Origin of the sequence: Sphingopyxis sp. H050, assembly GCF_001468265.1 — a bacterium.
GTDB lineage: Bacteria > Pseudomonadota > Alphaproteobacteria > Sphingomonadales > Sphingomonadaceae > Sphingopyxis.
In genome coordinates, this window is record NZ_LNRZ01000007.1 from 90,341 (window position 1) to 111,495 (window position 21,155).

Sequence of the window (21,155 nt, forward strand, 5' to 3'; positions counted from 1 at the left end):
CGGCCCGATTCACCCAAATGACCACGCCGATACGCCGAACGGCTGGAGCGTCAACTCGGCGGTGGTTTGGCCGATCTTCGGAGCATGCGGCTCGTTAGCCAAGGCCCTTGGTGCCTAAGACCAGCCTTCGACATCTGGTGATTGGATCACATCGAATGTTTTTGGGACACTGCGGTGAGTTTCAGCGTGTGACAGAGAAAAGCCTGTCTCAGTCCTCTTCACATACTTGGGCGACGCCAAATTGGGGGTTAGAACCTCGAGCAGGCATTGGCCCCGCATCAGCCCGACAAGCGATTATGTATTGCCGTCGCCGCCTTGGCAGCCTGACCAGACGCCACCGCAATTTGATCTAGCCCCTCGACCATATCGCCGGCAGCGAATATTCCGCTTATTGTTGTTTGTTGATGTTCATCGACCAAAATGCACCCGGAATCGCTTAGCTCGGCGCCCGCCATTCGCGCCAGACCGCTGTTCGCCGATGTCCCGAGGGCGGCATATAGCGTGTCAAACTGAAGGGACTCGCCATCTGCCAACGTTATGCGCAAGTCCCGATCTGTGACCGCGATTTCTTGAACAGGCGCCTGCCTCACGCTCACGCCAATATCCGAAAGATGTGCTGCTTCGATTTCTGAAAGTTGCGCCGCATTCTGTGCGAGCAGTGTCACGGCGCCGGTATAATGGCGGATGAATCTTGCCTCGGCTGCGCCATGGTCGGAACTGCCGAGGACCGCAACTCGTTTGCCTCGGACTTCATAGGCGTCACAGATTGGACAATATCGTATCAACCCGTGCGCTACCCCTCGGTCATGAGCATCTTGCGCGATCCTGGGTCGATGGTTTGAAACGCCCTGCGCAAGCAATATTGTTCGCGCCTCGAAGGTTCTCGAACTTGTCCGTGCGGCAAAGCCGGCTTCCGTCCGCTTGAGGCCTTCGACGACGCCAGTCACCATTTCAGCCCCGTAACGGGAAGCATGCTCCCGCATCCGATGAAGCAAATCGCGGCCCGAAATCCCGTCAGGGAATCCGAGAAGATTGTGCGTTTGCGGGATTTGGGCCGCGCGGCCCGCTCCTTCGTCAATGACCAATGTCGCGCGCAGAAATCTTCCAAGATAGGTGGCTGCTGTGAGTCCTGCCGGCCCACCCCCGATGATGATGCAGTCGTACATGCGAACCTCGCGCTGACGTGAGCCCTGCTTGTAATACGTCCCCCGGAGCGCCGACCCTTGGCCGTGCGTATCTTTCCTCGGAATATGGTCGGAGGCGAGGGGAAAACGTCTCGGATGCGTAGTATTACCAGGGTCCAACGGCAAAGAGGGCGCATGGGTTGGGATTAGAGAACCCGTTCTCGATTTCGATGGGGCAGACGCTTTGGGTCGCCATCGTTGTAGCCGGCCCTCCGCTTCTGTTGGTGCTGGTGATTGGACTCATTATTTCAATCATTCAGACGGGAACGTCGGTCAATGAACCGACGGTAAGCTTCATACCCAAAATTCTGGCGTTGGTTCTGTTTCTCGCGCTCTACGGCGCGGTCGCGGTGGATGTGCTGGTTGATTTTACTCGCGACCTTTGGACCCATATCCCGGAAGACGTAAGATGATAGCCCACCTTGTGAAACTGGCGCAAACCGTTGCGGGCAGCCCATGGCCGTTTCAGAGAAAAGGTACCAGCGAACTCCCGATTATGGGGCCTTGTAAAGCCTTGGGTTCTAGGGCGATCCGCGCAGCTGTCCGAATTGTCCGGCTCGAAATGCGGGTCGAACCCGGCGGTAAAACGGGACGCGGTGCCGTGTGGCCCGCCAGCTATCGCAAATATATAACTATTTGGAATAGCCATCACGTTTGTGGAGATGACTCGTGATTATTTCTGGTCATACCACGGCCCGACAGATAGCTCGCTAGCGAAGCCAAGCGCTTTCGCAACGGGAGGGAACCATGAGGACATTGCTCCGCACAAGCGGCTCGATCATCGCGTTACTGGTTATGACTTCATCAGCTGCGGTCTTCGCGCAGGAAAGCGCCGCCTCGGAACCGGTACAGGGGGCGGCGCAAAGCGATATCGTGGTGACGGGCACGCGGCGGAACGATCTCAAGGCGGCCGATTCCGCTCAGCCGATCGACATCATCACCGGCGCCGAACTGCTCGAAAAGGGCACGGCCGACATGAATGATCTCCTGCGCACCGAGGTCCCGTCGCTCAACGTCCAGCGCCTCGTAAGCAACGACGGCGCCGTTTTTACCCGGCCCTTCTCGCTCCGCGGCCTGCCGCCGGACCAGACGCTGGTGCTCGTGAACGGCAAGCGGCGCCATCGCGGCGCGACGGTCCAGTTCACCAATGTTCCCTATATCCGGGGATCGCAGGGACCCGATCTTTCGGCGATCCCGTCGATCGCGATCGGCCAGCTCGAGGTTCTGCGTGACGGCGCGTCGGCGCTCTATGGATCGGATGCGATCGCCGGCGTTCTCAATTTCGGTCTGCGCCGCGACCGAGAGGGCGGATTGCTGATCGCCCGCTATGGCCAATTCTACAAGGGCGATGGCGAGGATTTCCTCGTCCAGGGCAATGTCGGGCTTCCCTTCACCGACGCTGGTTTCGTCAACATCAGCGGCGAATATGTGAACGCCAGCACGACCTCGCGCGGCATCCAGCGTCCCGACGCGCAGGCGCTCATCGATGCCGGCGTTCAGGATGTCCCGGTCCCGGCGCAGCGCTGGGGAAATCCCGAATCCGAGGCGGCGCGCATCTTCGTCAATGCCGGCATCGAACTGTCGGACGAGATGGAATTCTACACCTTCGGCAACTATAGCTGGAGCCGCGGCACGACGGCCTTCTTCTACCGCAACCCCAATGCCAGCTTCATTTCCACCTCGATTCCGCTCACCAATACGCCCGGAGGACAGCGCTTCAGCTTCCGCCAGCTCTTTCCCGGCGGCTTTACCCCGGATTTCGGCGCCACGGTGACCGACGCGGCGCTTGCGGCCGGCCTCAAGGGCGAATTCTCCTCGGGCCTGACCTATGATCTCAGCGCTTCCTATGGTCAGAACCATGCTTCCTACCGGATCGAAAATACGGTCAATCCGTCGCTTGGCCTCGCGTCGCCGACATCCTTCAAGCCGGGGCAGCTCGAGCAGCGCGAACTCGCTTTCAATCTCGATCTCACCTACCCCATCGCGATCGGCACCTCCGATCCGCTGACGCTTGCCGGCGGTCTCGAATATCGGCGCGAGACATATGAGATCACGGCCGGCGACATCGCATCATGGCAGGTTGGGCCTTTCGCGTCGGTTATCGATCCCGATACCGGGAACCGCGTCGGACTGCCGGTCGGCTCGAACGGCTTCCCGGGCTTCAGTCCCATTCAGGCCGGTGAGTTCGCGCGCAGCAACTGGGCCGCCTATACGTCGCTCGAAGGCAATCTCACCGACGCGCTCCAGTTCGGCCTTGCCGGCCGCTACGAGAATTATTCGGACTTCGGCTCGAAATTCACCTGGAAGGTCAACGGCCGATATGATTTCTCGGACGCCTTCGCGGTGCGCGGATCGGTCAACACTGGCTTTCGTGCGCCGACGCCGGGCCAGTCGAACGCGTCACAGGTCCAGACCAACATCGACTCGATAACCGGGGCGCCGCTGACCGCAGGCATTATCGCGCCCAACAATCCGGTCGCGCAATTCTTCGGCGCAACGCCGCTTCGGCCCGAGAATTCGTTCAACGTCGCCGGCGGCATCGTCGTGAAGCCCTCCAATCGCATCACCTTCACGCTCGACTATTTCAACATCAAGGTCGAAGACCGGATCGCCGTATCGGGCAATTTCAATCTGACCCCGGCGCAGCGCGCGCAGCTCGCGGCGCTTGGCATTCCCGGTGGGGATTCCTTCCAGCAGGTGAGCTTCTTCACCAATTCCTTCGACAGCCGCACCCAGGGCGTCGATGCGGTGCTCACCGTGGGCTTCGACCTCGGCGGCGGCAAGGCCACGCTCGGTCTCAACGGCAACTATACCAAAACCGATGTCATCAAGGCCTCGCCGGTGATCACTGCGGATCGCGAGCGGCTGCTCGAACTCGAGGGCTTCGTTCCGAAGTGGAAGGGCAATGCGTCCTTCACTTATGCGGGCGAGCGCTTCGGCTTCGTCGCGCGCGCGAACTATTATGGCAAATGGACTGACTATGGCGCCGCACCGGCTGCCGACCAGACGGGCGGCGCCGAACTGCTGGTCGATCTCGAGCTGTCCTACAAGGTCAGCGACATGCTCAAGCTTGCGGTCGGCGGCGAGAATATCTTCGACAATTACCCCGACGTCGAGGCGCGGCAATCCCAGATCAACAACGGGATCCGATATCTCCGCTTCGCGCCGACGGGGTTCAACGGGGGCTTCTGGTACGTCCGCGCGACCGCCTCCTTCTGATCGGTGGCCGTGAGGGCCGTGCGGCGTCTTGTGTCTTCAGCTGCCGTCGGAGCCGAACATCGCGTCGCGGTGGGATTCGAGCACCGCGATAAAGGCCGCAGCGACTTGGGACATCGGCCTCAACTTCGGCGTGAAGAGCATATATTCAAAATGGACCTCCGGCGCGAAATCACGGACCGTAAGGCCCCGCTCGGCATAATCCGCTGCGGTCACGGGGTTGAGGATCGAACATCCGACCCCCTGCATGACAAGCGCGCAGATGGTCATCGCATATTGGGTTTCGATGACCATCTCGCGGTGGACGCCCGCGTCCTCGAAAATGCGATCGATGCGGTGACGCACCCCGTCCTCGAGCGCGAGCGAAATGAAGGGCTCGCCCTCGAGATCGGTCGGCCGAATGACGTCCTTGACGGCCAGCCGGTGACCGGCAGGGAGAACGCAGGCGCCGGGGCAGCGCAGGAAGCGCTCCATCCTTATGCCGGGCAATTCGCGCGCCGGCGTCGCGAGCCCGATGTCGAACTGCTGGTTCGCCATCCATTGCCGCACCGTCGAGGAACTGCGGGTCTGGAGCTGAACGGTGACGCCGGGATGCGTCTCGCGAAAGGCCGCGATCACGCGCGGCAGGAAACTGACCGCGAGCGCCGGGAGGGCGGCGATCCGGAGCGTTCCGGTCGCCATGTTGCGGATGTCTTCCGCTACCCGCTTCAGGGCAGCAATACCCGAGAAGCTCCGCTCGACTTCGTAGAAAAAGGCGTCGGCTTCGGGCGTCACGGTGAGCGCGCTGCCGCGCGAGCGCAGGAAGAGCTGAAAACCCAGCTGATGCTCGAGCTCGGCAAGCATCTTGCTCACCGCGGGTTGCGACAGGTTGAGCGACTGCGCGGCCTGGGTGACCGATCCCGAGAGCATCACGGCCCTGAAGGCTTCAAGGTGACGCAGGTTCATCGGACATCGCTCCCTATAGCTATTTCTTATGGCGCTAGCATTGAAAGCCTCGTTTATGAATAGGTCGCACGCATCGCGCCGCTGGTTACCGGCGCTGCTCGCCGCAGGCGCCCTGTTACTCGGCGGCTGCGGCCGCGAGCCCGCCGGCACCGGTGGGCATGAAATCGCCGCGGCGAAGGGATCGACGCTTGCGCGGATTCGCGCGCGCGGAACGCTTAATTGCGCAATTCATACGGGGCAGCTCGGCATGTCCTATCTCGACAAGCGCGGACGCTGGCAGGGCTTCTTCGTCGATTACTGCCGGGCGCTCGCCGCTGCCGTCCTCGGCGATGCCCGCAAGGTCCGGTTCATGCCGGTCGCCTCGAACAAGCGCTTCACGATCGTGCAGACAGGCGAGGCCGATGTCCTGTCGCGGACGACCACATGGACGCTGACGCGCGACACCGACCTCGGGGTGAATTTCGTCGGCACCATGTATTATGACGGGCAGAGCTTCCTGGTGCCCCGGCGATCGGGCGTGCGGCTTCCGGCGGATCTCGATGGCGCGTCGATCTGCATCACCAAGGGGACGACCTCCGAACTCAACACCGCCGAATATTTCGAGCGCAAGGGGCTGCGTTTCCAGTCGGTCGTGTTCGAGAATCCCGAGGAAGCCAAGCTCGCCTTCTTTGCCGGGCGGTGCGACGCAATGACCACCGATGCCTTCACGCTGACGGTGATCCGCCTGGCCGACACCGCGCATCCCGACGATTATGTGGTGCTGCCCGAGCGGCTCACCAAAGAACCGGTCGGCCCAGTCGTGCGCAGCGACGACGAGCAATGGTACGAGATCAACAAATGGGTGCTGAACGCGCTCTTCGCTGCCGAGGAAATGGGGGTCACCCGCGCGAATGCCGCGCGCATGCGTATGACCTCGCGCGACCCTGAAGTGCGCAAGATGCTCGGCGGCTTGCCCGGATTCGGCAAGTCGCTCGGCCTCGACGATGACTGGGCGTACCGGGCAATCGAGGCGACTGGCAATTATGGCGAAATCTTCGACCGGCACATTACGCCGCTCGGCGTCGAACGCGGACAGAATAAGCTCTATCGGGACGGCGGGCTGATCTACCCGTTGCCGATGCGATGAACCATAAACACAGGCGGCTTGCCATCGCTGCGTTGCCCTGGCTGCTGATCGCGGGCGGGCTTGTGGTCGCCTACGGCCTGTTTGCGACATTGGCGGACAATCTCGCGGACCGAAACATCCGGACGGGGTTCGGTTTCCTGTTCGACCGGGCGGGCTTCGCGATTGGCGAAACGCTGATTGCTTACGCGCCGGGCGATTCCTATGCTGCGGCGCTGGCGGTGGGTCTTCTCAACACGCTCCTGATATCGGCGCTCGGCATCATCTTCTCGACCTTGCTCGGCCTCGCGGTCTGCATGGCGCGCCTGTCGTCCAACTGGCTGCTTGCGAGGCTCTCCGGCCTTTATATCGAGCTGGTTCGCAATATTCCGCTGCTGCTCCAGATGTTCGTCTGGTACGCCGCGCTGCTGTTCGGTCTGCCTGGACCCGGCCCGGGCGCCGTCGGACCGTTCGACCTCGATAATCGGGGATTGCACCTCCCCGCGCTCTCCTTGGCCGATCCGGGACGGCCGGTCTTGCTCATCGCGATCGTCGCCTGTGCGATCCTGCTGGGTGCCGTGCGGCGAGGAGCCGTTCGCACGCGCACTGCGCTGGCCTTCACCGGTATCTCGCTGGTGCCGCTCTTGCTGTGGGGCGGGATCGATCTGCCGCGGGCGGGGCGCTTCGGAACCGTCGGCGGACTGTCGCTCTCCACGGAGTTTCTGACGCTGGTCGCCAGCCTTTCGGTCTATGCCTCGGCCTATCTGGCCGAGATATTCCGCGGCGCGATCCTCGCCGTTCCCGCAGGGCAGAGCGAGGCCGCCAAAGCGCTCGGCCTGTCGCCCGCGCAAACAATGGGACGGATCGTGATGCCGCAAGCGCTGCGCATCGCCATACCGCCGATGACGAGCTGGCATCTCAACACGATCAAGAACAGCTCCCTGGGGGTCGCGATCGGATATCCCGAATTTGTCTCGGTGGTCGATACCGTCATCAGCCAGACAGGCCAGGCGATCGAAGGCGTCGGTCTGATCGTCGCGACGTTTCTTCTGCTCTCGCTGTCCTTGGCGTTCGTCACCGGCCGCTATGCCCGCCGGTTGGGCTGGAGCGTCGCCGGGCAGCCCGGCCGGAGCATCCAGTCGGCGCCCCTCGAACCCTTTCCGCTGCGCTCGGCGGCCGTCTGGCCGTCGTGGATACGGCGCAATCTGTTCAGAGGAGGACGCCAGTCGATACTGACCATCGCGATCCTCGCCATGACCGCGGCTTTCGCCGGCAAGGGACTCTCGTGGCTGCTGTTCGACGCGACCTTCGCCGGGGGCGCGGCCGATTGCCGTTTGGCCAGCGGTGCCTGCTGGCCATTCCTCCGCGAAAATGCGCGGCTGATATTGTTCGGAACCTATCCTGAAGCCGAGCAGTGGCGGTCCGCCGCAGCGGCGGCCGCGCTGCTTTCATGCCTTGCCTTCTCCTTCGTGCCGCGATTCTGGCGCAGCCGCCTCGGGCTTGTCTGGCTCGGCGCAATCGCCGTGGCGGTACTTCTACTACGAGGAGGATTCGCGGGCCTTTCCTATGTCCCGATGGAGAAGTGGAGCGGCCTCCCGGTCACATTGCTGCTCGCGAGCCTTGCGGTGGTCGGCGCTTTTCCACTGGCCATACTCCTCGCGTTCGGCCGCAGGTCGGCGCGGCGCGGCATTCGCTGGCCGAGCGTCGCCTTCATCGAGCTGGTTCGCGGAACGCCACTGATCGGGGTACTGTTTCTCGCTGCGGTCCTGTTCCCGCTGTTCGTGCCCTCCTATCTCTCGATCGACAGCCTGCCGCGCGTCCAGCTCGCGCTCATATTCTTCACCGCCGCCTATATGGCCGAGGTCATCCGGGGCGGCCTGCTGGCGGTTCCCGTCGGGCAGGCAGAGGCCGCGCATGCTCTTGGCCTCACCAAATGGCAGGCGCGGCGCCACATCCTGTTGCCGCAGGCCCTGAAAGTCAGCGTACCCGGGCTGGTCAACACTTCGATCAGCGAGGTGAAGAACACGACGCTCGTCCTCATCGTCGGCGTCTTCGACTTGCTGCAGACGACCCGCCTCTCCTACGTCGAGGCGCAATGGCGACCCTATTTCGCCGAAGCCTATCTTTTTACCGGGACAATCTTTTTCCTCCTCTGTTTCTCCCTGTCCCGGCTCAGCATGAAGATCGAACGGAAACTAAACTATGCAGGATAATCACGACAGAAAATGGCCCGGGGAGCCGGCAAGCCCGAAAGGGCGCGCCTGGCAGGATCCGACGCGTGCCGTTCACGGCGGTCCCCGCCCGTGCGATCAGCGGGGCCTCATCAATCCGCCCGTCGATCGAGCCTCCACCATTATCTACGACAGCGTCGAGGCCTATATGGACCGGCACCAGGGTCTCTACGATGAGGTCATCTATGGCCTGTACGGAACGCGAACGACCTTTGCGCTCGCCGAGGCTGTCAGCGAACTTGAAGGCGGCTGCAACACCGTCATCACCTCGTCCGGAACCAGCGCAATCGCGCTAGCCCTCACGGCTTTCGTAGCCGCGGGCGACCATCTGCTCGTCGCGGACTGCGTCTATGGGCCGACCCGCAAGTTTCTGACCGACGTTCTCGCGCGTTTCGGGGTCGAGGTGGAATATTTCCAGCCCGATATCGGAGCCGAGATTGCCGGGCTGTGCCGCAGCAACACCCGGCTCATCTATATGGAGACCCCGGGCTCGCAGACATTCGATATGATCGACGTCCCCGCGATCACGGCGGTTGCACGCAGCCGGGGCATATTGACCGCTCTCGACAACACCTGGGCCACTCCGCTCTTCTTCAAGCCCTTGGCCTATGGGGTCGACATCTCGCTTGCTTCGGCAACCAAATATCTCTCGGGGCACTCCGACTGTCTGCTCGGCACGATGACGGCGGCCAGCGATGCCGTCTACCGCCAGCTCAAGGACGCGGCGGCGCGCTGGGGCAACTGCGCGAGTCCCGACAATTGCTATCTCGTCCACCGGGGCATCAGGACGCTCGATGCGCGCCTTGAACGCCACCAGCGCACCGCAGCGACGCTGATCGAATGGTTCGCCCAGCAACCCGAAGTGGTTGCGGTCCGCTATCCGGCTCATCCCGCCGACCCCGGCCATGCGATCTGGAAGCGGGATTTCACCGGTGCGTCCGGATTGTTCGGTGTTCAGCTCGACGGTCTTACCCCGCCCGAAACTAGCGCCTTTTTCAACGAATTCTCGCTATTCCAGCTCGGTTCGAGCTGGGGCGGCTTCGAAAGTCTCGCGGTTCCGGCGTGGCCCGCTCCGATCCGCGATTTTCCCAATGGCGAGGCAGATGGGGCGCTGATCCGCATTCACGCCGGCCTCGAAGCGCCGCAGGATCTGATCGCCGACCTCGCCGCAGCCTTCGCGCGGGTACGAGCGCTACGCGGCCGGGGGCAGGCGTCATGACCGACGCCTCGGGCCACGCGGCCGTCAGCTTGCGGCAGGTCGACAAATATTATGGCGCCTATCATGCCCTCCGCTCGATCGACCTCGAAATCGCCCCGCGCGAGCGGATCGTGATTTGCGGGCCTTCGGGCTCCGGCAAGTCGACGCTCATTCGCTGCATGAACAGGCTCGAGGTGCCCGACTCCGGCGCCGTCCTGATCGAGGGGGCCAAGATTACCGACGCGTCGCGGGAGGCCGTTGCGGCGCTCCGCGCCGTCGGCATGGTCTTTCAACAGTTCAATCTGTTCCCGCACAAGACGGTGCTGGAGAATTGCACCCTCGCGCCCGTCCTCCTCGGCGGCTTGTCTCTTCCGGAGGCGGAGGCGCGCGCCATATCCTATTTGGACAAGGTGAGGATTGGCGACCAGGCGGGCAAATATCCGGGGCAGCTCTCGGGAGGGCAGCAACAGCGGGCCGCAATAGCCCGCGCTTTGGCGATGGAACCCAGGATTCTTCTCTTCGACGAGCCGACATCGGCGCTCGACCCCGAGATGATCAAGGAGGTACTCGATGTGATGACGGCCCTTGCCGGCGAAGGACGGACGATGGTGTGCGTGACGCACGAAATGGGATTCGCGCGCGAGGTGGCCGATCGCATTCTTTTCATGGATCAGGGCCAGATCATCGAAGACGCAAGGCCGGCCGATTTTTTCGCCGCGCCGAAAAGCGAGCGCGCACGGACCTTTCTCGAACAGATACTTTCGCATTGAGCGGCTCAAGTCGGTCGCCCCCAAGCTGTGCCGACCCACCTAATCATGTCATTTCATAAGCAAGCCGAGGGAGGGGCCAGCCGGCTCCTTGCGCGAAAAGGCTCAGGCCGGAAAAAAAATTTCAAAATCGATGAGGGGTAGAGCTTTGGGGTGCGTATCTAATAGGTATCGTGCGCCCGGAATTTGCTTCATAACTAATTGATATGATTCAATAAAATCCTATTGACCTGTATATACATTTGATGCTCTCTGCGGCTGATCAGCCAACCATCAGGGGGTTTCGCTATGATGACCAGGACAATTTTGCTCGCCAGCGCCGCAGCGGTCGCGACCTTTGCAACACCCGCGCTTGCGCAGAGCGGTGCCGCGACGCAGTCGCCCGCCGCCGAGGATGCTCCGAACGGATCGGACATCGTCGTGACCGGCTCGCGCATTCGTCGCCAGGACCTCGCCGGCGTCGGTCCTGCGACCGTCGTCTCGGCCGAGCAGATCGAAAACACCGGCCTCGTCAATATCGAGACGGTGCTGCAGCGCCTCCCTGCCAACGCCGGCTTCGCGGGCAACCAGACCTCGGCTTATTGGGCGAACAACGGCTATGGCACGGCGCAGGTGAACCTGCGCGGTCTCGGCATCAAGCGCACCCTTGTACTGCTCAACGGCCGCCGTCTCGTTGCGGGCGGGACGGGGGCGAACTCGTCGCCCGACCTCAACATGATCCCGGTCGCCGCGCTCGCGCGTACCGATGTGCTGAAGGACGGCGCATCGGCGATCTACGGCGCTGATGCAATGGCGGGCGTGGTCAATCTCGTCACCCGGACCGATTATGAAGGCCTAGGGCTCAGCGTTCGTCAGGGCATCACCGAAAAGGGCGATGGGTCCGATTTCACGGCCGACCTCCTTTGGGGAATTCGCAACGATCGCGGCGGCTTTATGGCGGCGGTCACCTATCAGAAGACCAAGGCGGTCAACATGGCGACACGCGCGCCCTGCTCGCTCGCCGAAACGACCCCGGGCCAGCTGTCGTGCGTTAACAGCGCCTCGACGATTGGCGGTCGCGCGGTGTTGCCGAACGGGCAGCAGATCAACTTCAATCAGGTGCTGGGCGGCAACGGCAATTTCTTTGAGCCCTACAGCGCCGCAAAGCATAATTTCAATTCGAACCCGTTCCTCAACGCGGTGAGCCCAGTGGAGCGCGTCAGCACGGCCTTCTTCGCCGACTATGACATCACCGACAATATCGAGGCGTTCGGCGAGTTCCTCTATACCTTCCGCAAGTCGAACCAGATCGCGACGCCCGGAACGCTTCGCAACCTCTCGATTGCGGCGAGCAATCCTACCAATCCGACGGGGCAGAATATCGTCCTCATCCAGCGCCGCCTCGCCGAACCGGGGCCGCGCCAGTTTTTTCAGGAGACCGATACCTGGCAGGGCACGTTCGGCCTGCGCGGCAAGCTGTCCAACAATTGGGGATGGGAAGTCGCGGGTGCGTTCGGGCGCAATACCGCGGTCGACGGCTCGACCAACATCGCCAATCTGGAGCGTGTCCGCAACACGATCGACACGACCAAGTGCAGCCTTGCGGCCGGTGCGACGATCCCCTGCGCCGACTATCTCGGCTTCGGCGACCTGACCCCGCAGGTTCTCGACTATATCCTGTTCACGTCGCGCGATCGCGGCGGCAACGAACTGGCGACGGTAACCGCCGACATCAACGGCGACCTGTTCAAGCTGCCCGCAGGACCCGTCTCCTTCGCGGCGGGCGTCGTCTATCGCAAGGAGAAGGGCTGGCGCGATCCCGATCCGCTGACCGTGCTCGGCATCGCGAATACCAACCAGCAAAGCCCGATCTCGGGAACGAGCATCGCCAAGGAAGCCTATCTCGAACTGTCGGTGCCGATCCTTGCTGACAAGCCCTTCTTCCAGTCCCTCACGCTCGACGGCGCGGTTCGCTACTCGAACTACGACCTGTTCGGCAGCGACTGGAACTACAAGGGTAGCGTCGACTGGGTCATCAACGACAGCTTCCGCCTGCGCGGCACCTATGGCACGGGCTTCCGCATCCCGAATGTCCCCGAACTGTTCGGCGGGGTTTCGGAAGGCAATCTGACGACGACCGATCCTTGCTCGCGCTATTCAACGAGCGGTAATGCGACGCTGATCGCGAACTGCCAGGCGTCCGGCGTTCCGGCGAACTATGTCCAGCTTGGGACGACAATCCTGACCACGGTCGGCGGCAACGAGAATCTGCAGCCCGAAAGCTCGACCACCTGGACAGTCGGCACGGTGGTCTCGCCGAAGGGGCTGGTCCCCGGCCTGTCGCTCACCGCCGACTGGTTCGACATCAAGATCAAGGACGCGATCCGTGCGATTCCTGGGTCGACCAAGCTGTCGATCTGCTATGCGAGCCAGAATCTGTCGCATCCTTTCTGCGACGATTTCACCCGCAGCCCGCTGACTGGCGAGGTCACCTTCTTGTCCGCGCAGCCGATCAACACCGGCCGCGAGGAGATGAACGGCCTTGACCTTGGTCTGGTCTATGCGGGCGGTATCGGCAGCGTGAACATCTCGCTCGACGTCAACCTGACCTATCTGAACAAATATGTCGTCCTGCCTTTCCCTGGCGGCGCGCCGATCGATTTCGACGGCTTCATCGGCGGCGGCAACGGCGGCTATTCGAAGTGGCGCGGTTATGGCGTGCTGACCGCCGAGAAGGATGGCATCAGCGCGACCTGGTCGACGCAGTGGATCGGCAAAGCGACCGACTTCAACGCGTCGCCCGGCGAAATCGGCTACAGCACGCCCAACGTGTTCTACCACAATCTCCAGGTCGCGTTCGAGATCGACGAAAAGACCCGCTTCCAGGTCGGCGTCGACAATCTCTTCGATCGCAAGGCGCCCTATATCCAGAGCTTCACCGATGCGAACACCGACACGATGACCTATGATCTGCTCGGACGGCGTTTCTACGTCGGTTTCCGCACCGCCTTCTGAGGAATTGCGAGATGGCGATACGTTGGCCGCTGCTGGTTCGGCGAACGCATAAATGGCTGGCCCTGATCGTGGGCGTCCAGGCCTTGCTCTGGACGCTGACGGGCTTTTACATGGTGGTCGTTCACATCGACACCATTCACGGCGATCATCTGGTGCGCTCCCCGGTGACCCAGCCCTTCGACCTCGACGGCCTCGCAGCGCCGTCGAAGGTCGTCGCGGCTGCGCCGGGGGTGTCCGAAATCCGTCTCCAGCGCTTTTTCGGCCAACCGGTCTGGCGCGCCGAGACCCCTGAAGGCGCGCGCCTGTTCGACGCGCGTTCGGGTGCGCCGCTGCCTGCCCTGACCGAGTCCCAGGTCAGCGAACAGGCACGGCGCATCTTCACCGGTGACGGCAAGATCGTCTCGGTGCGACTATTGACCGAGGCACCTCAGGAAATGCAGGCGCGCAAGCCGCCCTATTGGCAGGTCGAGTTCGAAGGCTGGAACCGTCCGACGCTCTATCTTTCGCCGACGACCGGCGAGCTCATCTCGCGCCGCCACGCACTATGGCGCGTGTTCGACTTTGCGTGGATGCTCCACATCATGGACTATGACGAGCGGACCAACGTCAACAACCCGCTGCTGCGCGTCGCAACCTGGAGTGTCTTCGCGATGGCGCTTTCCGGTGCGTGGCTACTGATCTGGTCGTTCAAACGCCGCAAGAGGAAGCAGGCATGAAACGCATCCGGCTGACGCCGCTCTTTTTTCGGCGCATCCACAAATGGGTGGGGCTCATCCTTGGCCTCCAGTTCCTCCTTTGGGCCTTGAGCGGCTCGGTGATGGCGTTGCTCGACAAGGACAAGGTCGGGGGACACGGCGGCGGGATGAGCCACGCGCATGCCCTGCCCGCGGGAGAGTATTTTGACGTCGCCGCCTTGCCGCGCGGTGATCCCGTAACCGGGGTGGTTTTGCGCGATCTTGGCGCTCGACCGATCTACGAGCTCCGCACCACCAAGGGCGTGCGGCTGGTCGACGCTACGAGCGGCGAGGATATTCGCGTCGATGAAGGGATGGCCCGCGAAGTCGCATCGATGATGAACGAGGCACCAATCCGCAAGGTGAGCGTGATTGCAAAGCCCAACCTCGAATCACGCGACCATGAAGGTGCGATGTGGCGCGTCGACTTTGCCGACGCCGAGAACAGCAGCGCCTATGTCTCGCTCGATACGGCGCGCTTCCTCGTGATGCGCGGCGATACCTGGCGGACCTGGGATTTCTTCTGGATGCTCCACAATATGGACTATGTGAACCGGAAGAGTTTCAACCACCCGCTGATCATCTTCGTCGCATTCGGCACGTTGTGGTTGTCCGGGACCGGATTCTACCTGCTGTTCAAAAGCTTCAGCCGCGCCGATTTCCGCTGGCTGCGCCGTCGCCGCAAGCCCATCGTTACCCGCAGCACGGCCTGAGCCGTCAGTCCCCGACCGCGAAGGCGGCCGAAAGCTCAAAGCGTGTGCCGGGATGGGAGAGCCAGGCGTGCGACACCAGTCGACCGCTACTCCAGGTCTGCCGGGTCATGCGCAGAATCGGTTCCCCCTCGTTCAGACCAAGCATGCCGCGGGTGCGCGCGTCGGGCATTTCCGCGCGGACGCGGTGCTCGACCCGCTCGAGCGGCGCAGTGCGCGTCAGATATTCGTTGGGCGTCAACTGCGTGAAATCGAGCGTGCCATAATCCGGCGCGGCAGATGCGAGCACGAACCGCTCTTCGAGCTGGATCGGGAACTCGGCCTCATGGTGGACGATGATCGAGTGGAAGATTCTCGTGCCCACCGGCACTTCCAGAAGAACGGCGGTGTCGACGCTGGTCTTCTCCTCGACATTCTGGATGACCCTCGCCCGGTAGTCATGGCCGCGTCCCCGAATTTCCTCGGCGATATTCCGGATCTCGATCATATGACCGATCGGCTTCGGCTCGGCGATGAATGACCCGCTGCCGGCGCGGCGCACGATGATACCCGCCGATTGCAACTCGCGAAGCGCCCGATTTGCCGTCATGCGCGAGACATCGAACTGTCCGACGAGTTCCGCCTCTGACGGCACTCGGTCGCCCGGTTTCAGACGACCGTCGCGGATGGCATCATGGATGCTCTGCTTGATCGCTGCGTAACGCGGTGGGGCATCCGATAAAACGCCGTCGGCAGACCGCTGGGCGATGTTCGAATTCAGTCGAGGGGTAAGATCCATCACCCGTCTATACAGGTGAAACCATATAGATTCCAAGCGTTCCAGACTGCCTCGAGGTAAAACTAGGCGCCGTAATTCGAAGCCACCAAGTCGCGCTTCCGTAGGACGCCGCCCGATTCAGTCACATTCTGACGCGCATTGCCCGTGTAAGGGCGATGCCCAGGGGCATCTGAAGCCCGCCAGCCGGTGCGAGCGCCGCAGCGGTCACCGTCCGTCGTCCATCAGGACGATGTCCCAGCCATAATGGCCGGGTGCGCCGAGTCCGGCAACGGCGCGCTCGGCGCTGCCACCCAGATCCCGATACAGGGCGTCCTTGCTGTTCGACGCATCATCGTCGGAGAAATACATCTGGGTAATCAGGCGCTGGTGTCTGCTCCTCACATCGAAGTGGATATGCGGGGTTCGGCGGCCGATCGGCGAATCATAGGCGGCGGGCTTGATCGTCGTGATCCGCCACTCGCCCCGCGCGCCCGTCCGGATCGAAGCGAAGCCCTGAAAGTCGGGATCGAGCGGGTTCGCGGCACTGTCGTTCGGATGCGCATAGCGACCGAGCGAATTGCACTGCCAGATTTCGAGCCGCGCGCCGCTGACCGGATGGCCGAAACGATCGAGCACGCGCCCCGTCACCTGAATGACATGGCCCTCCGCGCGTTTCTTGTGCCCCTTGATCCAGGTCAGGTCGGCGTCTTCCTCCGCAAGCCGCTGAACCGGATAGAAGGGACCGATCGTCTGGAACGGCGTTGGGTCAAACTCGGCAGCTCCAGCTCTGGAAGCCGTTATCGCCGCCAGCGCGAGGACCGAGCCGCCGAAGGCCCGGCGCGAGAATTGGGTGTCAGTCATAAAAATATCGCTCCTCGGTGATCTGACCGCCGCGCACGGTGTACAGGGCGATTTCGGTGAAGGGCTGGCGTTCGCCGCTCGCCGGATCGACGAGCACCATGTCGAGAAACAGCGCGAACTGGTCGCCGGTGACGAAGGGGCCGTCGATGCCGATCTCGTCGATCCGGGCGCCGCCGAAGCGGGCGGTGCGCTTGATCCGCGTCGCGTCGATCCCCGACACCGCCGTGCTGATGCCGCCGGGTAAAGTCGTGGGTTCGATGCTGGTCACGTCCGGCGACCAGTAACGGTCCCCGGCGGTTTCGAACGCACCGTCGCGCAGCAGTGCCGTAAAATCGCGGGCGATGTCGTGGATAGATGCCATCACCACCCCTTTCAAATGGCGGCGAAGCGGAGCGCGGCCGGCGGCGCGGGATTGACGCGTCGCCTGCCGTGTCTCCGCACCGGCCCGCCTATTTCAGGATCAGTTCCTGATATTCGATGCTGCCGAGTTGCTCGCGCATCTTGCCGCGTTCCGCGCTGGCGGTGCCGGCGGTGCGGTCGGTCTGCGACAGCATGGCATTGACCTTCTTGTTGAAGGCTTCCTGCTGCGCGGTCGTCAGATAGTCCTTATATTCGACGATCAGGATCAGGTCAGGCTCACCGGCTCGCGCGTTGTTGGTCGCAAGCACATGATAGTCCACGACAATGCCTTCGGCCTTGCCCAGTTCCTGAATCTTTTTCCAGCTGGTGGCGAGCCAGTCCATATAGTTTTCGAACTGGCCGGGCAGCACGTCGATCCGGCCTGCATTCCAAACCGTGCCCGGCTTGTAGCTCGATTCCTGCGCCATCGCGGGCGCGGCCTGCGCGGCGGCGATCAGTATCGCAGCCCCGGCGAACAATGTTTTCATCTTCGTCATCGTCTCTTCCCTCCAATCTTCCCGTCCGGGATCGGGCGGGCGTCTGCAAAAAAACTAGGCCGGCACGGCGTCGGCGGGCGCGCTGTGTCCGCGCAGCCGGTGGCGCAGCACCAGGATCAGCGCCGACATCAGCAACGCGATGACCGAAAAAGCGACGAGCGCGAGTTCGAAGCTGCCCGTCGCATCCTTCGCCGCACCCCAGCCATAGGGCGCGAGGAAGGCGCCGATCTGCGACAGCGTGTTGATGGCGGCCGCCCCGACCGCGAGTTCGCGTACGTGCAGCGCCTCGGCCCAGCCCGACGATGTCAGCATCGGGATCGCGAAGCACACGGTCGCGAAGGCGAGATAGGCGATGCAAGTCAGCAGCGGAGACGGCGACAGCCCCATGATCAGCACCGCGGCGGCGAGGACGATCCCGCACCGGAAGGCCGCACCCCAGCGGTCGCCGTTCCGGTCGGCATGATTGCCAAGGACAAGGATCGCCGCGGCCCCCAAAAGACCGCCGAGCGCGACCAGATAGCCGATCGACTTGGGATCGAGTGCCGTCGCCTCTAGCAGGATCAGCGGCGCATTGAGGATGACCGTCGTGATGACGGCGATCAGCAGAAAGCCGATCGCGCCGAGCAGCAGCACGCGCGGATTGCGAAAGGCGCCCAGCACATCGTGGCGGGCGGGGGCGCCGATCCGCGCCTGTTCGCGCGCCAGCTCGGTCTCGATCCACGCCTTTTCGTCGGCTGTGAGCCAGGCGGACGTCGCCGGGGCGTCGGGCAGATAGCGCAGCACCACCAGCCCGAACACCACGGTCGGCAGGCCCTGGACCAGGAACAGCCATTGCCAGCCGTGCAGCCCACCGGTGCCGTCGAGCGCGAGCAGCCATCCCGACATGCCCCCCATCGCGACCGACGCCAACGGCGAAGCGATGAAGAAACGGCTGACCGCGCGGCTGCGGTGGCAGGGCGGAAACCAGCCGGAAAAATAGAAGATGACGCCGGGGTAGAAGCCGGCCTCCGCCACGCCGAGCAGGAAGCGGAGCGCATAAAATTGCATCGGTGTCGCGACGAACATCATTCCGGCCGACAGCAGTCCCCACGTGATCATGATCCGCGCAATCCATCGGCGCGCGCCAAAGCGGACGAGCATCAGGTTCGACGGGATTTCGAACAGCGCATAGCCCAGGAAGAACAGGCCGCCGCCCAGTCCGTAGATCGTGGCGCTGAACCGCAGATCCTCGTTCATCTGCGTCGCCGCGAAGCTGACGTTGACCCGGTCCATATAGGCAAAGAGATAGGCGATCAGGATCAGCGGCAGGATGCGCCAGAACGCCTTGCCCATTGCGGACCGTCCGATTGCCGATACGTGCCTGTGGTTCGCGGCCATGACATGCTCCCCGGCGCATACACAGGTTTCCCGTCGCCGGAGCCGGGGTAACCGGCCCGCGCCATGCGCCGCGAAAATGTCTGCTATGCCCGCTGCGGACTTTGCATTTCCGTAGCGTCAGCCGTCAATCGGCCCATCGTCAATAAAGCGTCAAGCGCGCGTCAATTCGGCAAGAGGGGTGGTGTCTCCACACGATTGCTGGGCGCAGGGAGGACGTCGGGCCAGCCATATTTGTCCCACGCGGCCGCCAGGCCGATGCGCTGGGCAAATGGGATGAATTCGGGATGCTGCCAGATCCGGCGAATCGGATCGATATCGGCCCAGATCGACAGCAGGCAGAGGGTATTCGCGGGCGTGATTGCATGGCTCACCGCCTCGAACAGCCGTTCGGGGTAGCCCATGAAGATCGCGGGCAAGACAATCGAGGCGTCGGCCGGGTCGTGCAATTGCGTGCGCATCATGTCGAGCATCGCGCAATAGGTCGCGCGATCCTCCTCGCGTCCGCTGCACACACCGTGCGCCGCGACGTGCCAATAGGCCTCCATCATCGCAGGGGGCATCGGATCGGTCCCTGCCGGCGGGAAAATGACCTTGTTCAGCAGCATGCGGGTTTGCTGATATTGCTCGATCGCCAGATCGTGCTGCCCCGATGCGGCGGTGGCCACCGCGAGCCACATCGACGGAAAACCCAGGTCGACCATGCGCTGCCCCGCCTCGATCGCTCCGTCGATATCCCCCAGGTTGAACCGGCCGACCGATCGCAGGTTGAACTTCCTGCCATCGACCGGGTCCTGATCGATCGCCGCTTCGACATATTGCATCGCCTCGGTGGTGCGTCCGCAATAGAGCAGGAACGAACCCAGGCGCATGCAGACCGCCGGATTGTTCGGTTCGAGACGATAGCCCTGGAACGCCAGATCGAGTGCGCCAACGACATCGTTCTGCGTCCACCGGTGAACGCCGAGCAGCGAATAGGCGTAGCCAAGGCCGGGGGCGAGTCCGATCGCAGTGCGCGCGCAATCGGCCATGCGTTCCGATGCTGCGCGACGATCGAGGCAGGGGGTGTAGACCGCGATCAGTTGGTGCGCCTCGGCCAGCGCGACCCAGGCCTCGGCAAACTGCGGGTCGAGCGCGACGGCCTGTTCGAGCAGATCGACGGCCGTCTCCAACAGCCCGTCGCCAAACACCCGCGCGCTCAACGACCGGCCTTGCAGAAACAGGTCATAGGCCTGTTTGCTGCCGGTCATGCCGCGTGCCGGCGGCGGCGCCATCGCGATGCCCAGGACATTGCCGACCGCATTGGTGACCGCCTGCGCCACGGTCGCCTGCAACGCGAATATCCCGTCGAGCGATCCGTCGTACCGCTGGGCCCAGCTTTCGAAACCCGTCGCCCCGTCGATCAGGTGGATATGGACGCGCAGCCTTTCGCCCTGTCGCTGGACCGAACCCTCGACAAGGTGCGAGACGCGCAGGGCTTTCGCGATGTCGGGCGGGGCCAGCGGCGAATCCCGGAAATGGAAGGACGAGGTTCGCCCGGCGACCAGCAATTGCGGCACCTGTCCCAGCGCCGTGATGAGTTCCTCGACGACGCCGTCGGCGAAATAATCGGGGGCACCGCCCCCACCGACCGATTGGAAGGGCAGCACCGCGATTCTCGTCCGTCCGCCGCCCGCCGCCGCGGCCGGGACGGGGGGCGCTTCGCGACCGCGAGCGGACCATGCGTCGCGCAGCCGCGCGGACGTGTCGCGATCCCCGGCCCGCTCCAGCGTGGCCAGTCCGGCCTCGACCGCCGCATGCAGCCGCCGCTCGGCATCGCCGCTGCGCCGCGCCAGCCACTGGTTGAAGGCGGCGCCGAAATCCATCTGGTCGAGGATCGGTTTCGTCCCGATCGCGTCGATCTGCGCGATCGCCGCAGGAAAATCCCCACTCGCCAGCGCGCGCTCCAGCGCCGCAAGATCGGTCGTGACGGCACCGGGCCGCAGCGCGACGCTGCTGCGCGAGACGTTCAATATGCCCGCTCCGTGCGGCGCAAGCAGCTTGCCCAGATCGAGCAAACATTGGCGCAGGCTAGCCCTGGCGTGGGCCTCGAAGCGGCCGGGCCACAAGAGCTTGCTCAGGAAATCGCGCTCGATCACTTCGTCGCCGACAAGGCATAATATGGCAAGCAAAGCCCGGGCGCGGCG

At 63.2% G+C, this 21,155-nt stretch carries 17 protein-coding genes; 9 read left to right on the top strand and 8 right to left on the bottom strand.

Annotated features, from left to right (window positions below; genetic code table 11):
* Positions 1-278: 278 nt before the first annotated feature.
* Positions 279-1,166, bottom strand: coding sequence for an NAD(P)/FAD-dependent oxidoreductase (locus tag ATE67_RS15000; protein ID WP_058817477.1), 888 nt, complete (start codon positions 1,164-1,166; stop codon positions 279-281).
* Between the two features lie 188 nt (positions 1,167-1,354).
* On the opposite strand from ATE67_RS15000, the gene ATE67_RS15005 reads away from it, so the two are divergent.
* Positions 1,355-1,597 (top strand): flagellar biosynthetic protein FliQ, encoded by a 243-nt coding sequence (locus ATE67_RS15005; RefSeq protein ID WP_082660417.1) that lies wholly within the window; start codon positions 1,355-1,357, stop codon positions 1,595-1,597.
* Positions 1,598-1,931: 334 nt separating this feature from the next.
* Positions 1,932-4,403, top strand: coding sequence for a TonB-dependent receptor plug domain-containing protein (locus ATE67_RS15010; protein ID WP_058817479.1), 2,472 nt, complete (start codon positions 1,932-1,934; stop codon positions 4,401-4,403).
* Positions 4,404-4,439: 36 nt separating this feature from the next.
* Here the strand turns inward: ATE67_RS15010 and ATE67_RS15015 are convergent, their stop codons facing one another.
* Entirely contained in the window at positions 4,440-5,345 is a 906-nt protein-coding gene (locus tag ATE67_RS15015) for a LysR substrate-binding domain-containing protein (RefSeq protein WP_058817480.1), read from the bottom strand.
* Between the two features lie 55 nt (positions 5,346-5,400).
* Between ATE67_RS15015 and ATE67_RS15020 the strand changes: the two genes are divergently transcribed.
* From ATE67_RS15020 to ATE67_RS15050, 7 genes are all read left to right on the top strand, one after another.
* The gene (locus ATE67_RS15020; protein ID WP_231728182.1) at positions 5,401-6,471 is read left to right on the top strand and encodes an amino acid ABC transporter substrate-binding protein; all 1,071 of its coding nucleotides are present in this window, start codon (positions 5,401-5,403) and stop codon (positions 6,469-6,471) included.
* Complete coding sequence (locus tag ATE67_RS15025; RefSeq protein ID WP_231728183.1) at positions 6,468-8,660, top strand: ABC transporter permease subunit; 2,193 nt, start codon at positions 6,468-6,470, stop codon at positions 8,658-8,660. Before ATE67_RS15020 ends, ATE67_RS15025 begins: the two co-directional genes overlap by 4 nt.
* On the top strand, positions 8,650-9,897 hold the full coding sequence (metC, locus tag ATE67_RS15030; protein WP_058817482.1) for a cystathionine beta-lyase: 1,248 nt from the start codon (positions 8,650-8,652) through the stop codon (positions 9,895-9,897). Before ATE67_RS15025 ends, metC begins: the two co-directional genes overlap by 11 nt.
* Positions 9,894-10,646, top strand: a complete 753-nt coding sequence (locus tag ATE67_RS15035; protein WP_058817483.1) for an amino acid ABC transporter ATP-binding protein — start codon at positions 9,894-9,896, stop codon at positions 10,644-10,646. The genes metC and ATE67_RS15035 overlap by 4 nt, the downstream gene beginning before the upstream one ends.
* Positions 10,647-10,931: 285 nt before the next feature.
* Complete coding sequence (locus tag ATE67_RS15040; RefSeq protein ID WP_058817484.1) at positions 10,932-13,637, top strand: TonB-dependent receptor domain-containing protein; 2,706 nt, start codon at positions 10,932-10,934, stop codon at positions 13,635-13,637.
* An 11-nt stretch (positions 13,638-13,648) separates the two neighbouring features.
* Positions 13,649-14,353 (top strand): PepSY domain-containing protein, encoded by a 705-nt coding sequence (locus tag ATE67_RS15045; RefSeq protein WP_058817485.1) that lies wholly within the window; start codon positions 13,649-13,651, stop codon positions 14,351-14,353.
* The gene (locus ATE67_RS15050; RefSeq protein ID WP_058457670.1) at positions 14,350-15,084 is read left to right on the top strand and encodes a PepSY domain-containing protein; all 735 of its coding nucleotides are present in this window, start codon (positions 14,350-14,352) and stop codon (positions 15,082-15,084) included. Before ATE67_RS15045 ends, ATE67_RS15050 begins: the two co-directional genes overlap by 4 nt.
* Before the next feature lie 4 nt (positions 15,085-15,088).
* On the opposite strand, the gene hutC is transcribed toward ATE67_RS15050, so the two are convergent.
* The 6 genes from hutC to ATE67_RS15080 form a co-directional block, all read right to left on the bottom strand.
* Positions 15,089-15,859 (bottom strand): histidine utilization repressor, encoded by a 771-nt coding sequence (hutC, locus tag ATE67_RS15055; RefSeq protein WP_156417051.1) that lies wholly within the window; start codon positions 15,857-15,859, stop codon positions 15,089-15,091.
* A gap of 204 nt (positions 15,860-16,063) precedes the next feature.
* Positions 16,064-16,699: a dioxygenase family protein gene (locus tag ATE67_RS15060; RefSeq protein WP_058817486.1), complete on the bottom strand. Its 636-nt coding sequence runs from the start codon at positions 16,697-16,699 to the stop codon at positions 16,064-16,066.
* Complete coding sequence (locus ATE67_RS15065; RefSeq protein WP_058817487.1) at positions 16,692-17,060, bottom strand: nuclear transport factor 2 family protein; 369 nt, start codon at positions 17,058-17,060, stop codon at positions 16,692-16,694. Before ATE67_RS15065 ends, ATE67_RS15060 begins: the two co-directional genes overlap by 8 nt.
* An 88-nt stretch (positions 17,061-17,148) precedes the next feature.
* Complete coding sequence (locus ATE67_RS15070; protein WP_197411962.1) at positions 17,149-17,595, bottom strand: hypothetical protein; 447 nt, start codon at positions 17,593-17,595, stop codon at positions 17,149-17,151.
* Between the two features lie 54 nt (positions 17,596-17,649).
* Positions 17,650-18,927 carry an MFS transporter gene (locus tag ATE67_RS15075; protein WP_231728184.1) on the bottom strand — a complete coding sequence of 426 codons (1,278 nt, stop codon included), beginning with the start codon at positions 18,925-18,927 and terminating at the stop codon, positions 17,650-17,652.
* A gap of 206 nt (positions 18,928-19,133) precedes the next feature.
* Positions 19,134-21,140 (bottom strand): hypothetical protein, encoded by a 2,007-nt coding sequence (locus tag ATE67_RS15080; RefSeq protein WP_058817489.1) that lies wholly within the window; start codon positions 21,138-21,140, stop codon positions 19,134-19,136.
* Between the last annotated feature and the right edge of the window lie 15 nt (positions 21,141-21,155).